3 protein-coding genes are annotated in these 2,816 nt (G+C 71.7%); 1 reads left to right on the forward strand and 2 read right to left on the reverse strand.

All coding sequences use genetic code 11. The annotated features are described in order from the left end of the window. Window positions 1-87: 87 nt before the first annotated feature. Window positions 88-618 (reverse strand): hypothetical protein, encoded by a 531-nt coding sequence (locus ACFU7Z_RS38415; protein WP_380782761.1) that lies wholly within the window; start codon window positions 616-618, stop codon window positions 88-90. A 120-nt stretch (window positions 619-738) separates the two neighbouring features. Further along, window positions 739-1,320: a MarR family winged helix-turn-helix transcriptional regulator gene (locus tag ACFU7Z_RS38420; RefSeq protein ID WP_380782763.1), complete on the reverse strand. Its 582-nt coding sequence runs from the start codon at window positions 1,318-1,320 to the stop codon at window positions 739-741. 144 nt (window positions 1,321-1,464) lie between these two features. Here ACFU7Z_RS38420 and ACFU7Z_RS38425 point away from each other — a divergent pair, with 144 nt between their 5' ends. Next, window positions 1,465-2,766 carry an MFS transporter gene (locus ACFU7Z_RS38425; protein WP_234348552.1) on the forward strand — a complete coding sequence of 434 codons (1,302 nt, stop codon included), beginning with the start codon at window positions 1,465-1,467 and terminating at the stop codon, window positions 2,764-2,766. Window positions 2,767-2,816: the final 50 nt, after the last annotated feature.

A 2,816-nucleotide genomic window follows, 5' to 3' on the forward strand; every position in this document is an offset into this window, starting at 1 on the left:
GGGGGCCCGCCCGCCCCCCCCCCCCCCCCGGGGGGGCCCCGGCCCCGGCACGCCCCCCCCCGGGGGCCGCCCGCTGTTTCGGGCCGCTCAGATCTTGGCGTAGGTGACCGTGATCGTGGTCGACGAGCTGGTGATCAGCAGGTTGCTCTCGCCCTTCTCGGCGAGGACCGAACCGTCGCCCACCGGGGACACCTCGAAGCCGGCGGCCTTGAGCGCCGCCTGGTACGCGGCGAGGTCGCCGTCGGTGGCCTCGCAGGTGATGAGGTAGCCGCCGGTAGCGCCGTTGACCGTGGTGATCTTCCCGGTGGGGAGCGGGATGTCGGCGGGAAGGTCGGCGGGCCTGGTCTTGCCGTTCTGGACCGCGGTGGCGGGTGCGGTCCCGCCCGCCGCCGGAGCGGACGGAGTGGCGGCCGGGGCACCGGTCGCCGGGGCGGAGGATGCAGCGGCCGGGGTCGTCGGAGCGGCCGCCGCGGGGGTGCTCGCGGCGGTGCTCGGGGCGGCGGTGGACGAACCGTCGCTGTTGCAGGCGGTGAGCCCCAGTCCGGCCGCGACGACGGCGGCGAGCAGGGCGGAGGTGCGCTTGATCTGCATGGTGGAGCCCAATCGGTAACGGAGCATCAGGATCATTCCAGAGCCAGGCAGATTGTCATATCGAAGGGTTGGAAGCTAACGACTATCCGGCGGGCCGGACTCGTCCGCGTTCCCGGCCCCGGGCTCCTTTGTGTTCCCAGTGCCGGGCTACGCCTGGCCGGCGGTGCGGCCGGGGGCGTCCGGCCGGCTCTCCTCGATCCGCCGCAGCATCCGGCCCAGCATCGCGGAGAGTGCGGCGCGGTCCTCGCCCGCGACGTCCTGGAGCAGCTCCTCCTCGAACACCGCCGCCATCCGCATCGACTCCAGCCACTTGTCCCGACCGGTCTCGGTCAGCTCGATGATCACCCGCACCCGGTTGTTCTCGTCCCGCTCCCGGGTGACCAGGCCGTCGGCGACCATCCGGTCGATCCGGTGCGTCATCGCCGCCGGGGTGAGCCCGAGCCGCTTGGCCAGCTCGCCCGGCCCCAGCTGGTACGGGCTGCCGGCGACCACCAGGGCCTTGAGCACCTCCCACTCGGCGGAGGTGATTCCGAGCACAGTCAGCTGGCGGTCGTACGCCACGCCCATCCGCCGGGAGACCCGGTTGAGGGTCTGCACGATGGTCTCCACCTGGGGGTCGACCGTGGGGAACTCCCGCTGGTAGAGGGCCACTTGCTCGGCGATGCCGAACTCCAGGGGGGTGGCCGGGGCGGGCTTGTCAGTGGCCGGCCGCGGCTTGTCCGTAGTCATGCGGACCAGTGTCGCACGAGCGTGCACTCCTTAAGCCTTTGACTCCGCACTCTTCCGGTGCTAAGACTTTATCTCGTCAAACTTTAGCTCTGAAATCTTCTGGACTTAAGAGTATCCAGTTGAAACCAGGAAGGGATGTGCACGGTGACCGGCACGGTGAAGCAGCAGAGGCAGCGGCGTGGAGCGGGCGGCCCGCTGCGCCGCGTCCAGATCGGCAACGCACTCAGTGCGTTCGGCAGCGGGTTCACGATGCCGTACATGTTCGTGTACGTGGACCAGGTGCGCGGGCTGGGGTCGATGGTCGCCTGGATGGTGTTCACCCTCTTCGCGCTGGCGGCCCTCGCCGTCCTCCCGTTCATCGGCCGCGGCATCGACAAGTACGGCCCCCGCCCGGTGCTGCTGGCCGGTACGGCGCTCGCCGCCACCGGCGCGTTCGCCTTCGGCCACGCCACCGGCACCCCGGCCCTGCTGGTCTCCGCCTTCCTGTTCGGCGCGGGTGTCACCACCTGCCAGCCGGCGCTCGCCACGATGATCGTCCGCTGCTCCACGGCCGCCACCCGCTCGCGTGCCTTCGCGCTCCAGTTCACCCTGGTCAACCTGGGCATGGGCATCGGTGCGCTGGTCGGCGGGCAGATCGTGAACGTGTCCGACCCGGCCAGCCTCACCCGGCTGTTCACCATCGAGGCGGCGACGTTCCTCGGCCTCGCCCTGGTCACCGGCACCGCCCGGATATCCAAGGTCCAGCTGACCGCCGTCCACGAGAAGGCCGACGGCCCGACCGGCCTGCGCGCGCTGGTCGCCGACAAGGCGATGCTGCGGCTCTGCCTGCTCGCCGGGCTGATCTTCTTCACCTGCTACGGCCAGTTCGAGTCCGGTGTCGCGGCCTTCGCCACCTCCACCGTCGGCACCGCGCCCTCCACCCTGGGCTTCGCGATCGGCGCCAACGCGCTGACCATCGTGGTGCTGCAGATGTTCATGGTGCGGATCACCGCGCGCCGCCGCCGCACCACCGCGATGGCCGCGGCCGGCGTGGTCTGGCTCGGCGCCTGGGCGATGGCCCTGGTGGCCGGCCTGATCCGGACGGAGACCATGGCCGCCACGGTCGCCATCGTCTCGATCTACGCCCTCTTCGGCGTCGGCGAGTCGCTGCTCGCGCCCACCATGGGCCCGATCGTCGCGGACCTCGCCCCGGCCCGGCTGCTCGGCACCTACAACGCCGGGTACTCCCTGGTGAAGCAGATCGCGATCGCGGTCGGCCCCGCCGTCGGCGTGCTGCTGGTCGGCTCCGGCGCCTGGCCGCTCTACCTGGCGGCCATGGCGGGCTCCACGGTGCTGATCGTCGTCCTGGCGCTGCGGCTGCGCCCGTACCTCACGCCGGAGCAGGACAACGCGGCCCCGGCCGTGGTCCACGCCGTCCCGGTCCGGGAACTGCAGACCGCCGCGTAGCGGAACGGCCCGCACGGGTGTTCGTCACGGGCGCCGACCAGGTCACCTGG

The organism is Kitasatospora sp. NPDC057518 (assembly GCF_042802075.1).
Classification (GTDB): domain Bacteria; phylum Actinomycetota; class Actinomycetes; order Streptomycetales; family Streptomycetaceae; genus Kitasatospora.

Excerpts from the sequence above, each read along its gene's own strand:
- ACFU7Z_RS38415 (WP_380782761.1), bottom strand. The coding sequence starts at position 618 with ATGCTCCGTTACCGATTGGGCTCCACCATGCAGATCAAGCGCACCTCC.
- ACFU7Z_RS38420 (WP_380782763.1), bottom strand. The coding sequence starts at position 1,320 with ATGACTACGGACAAGCCGCGGCCGGCCACTGACAAGCCCGCCCCGGCC.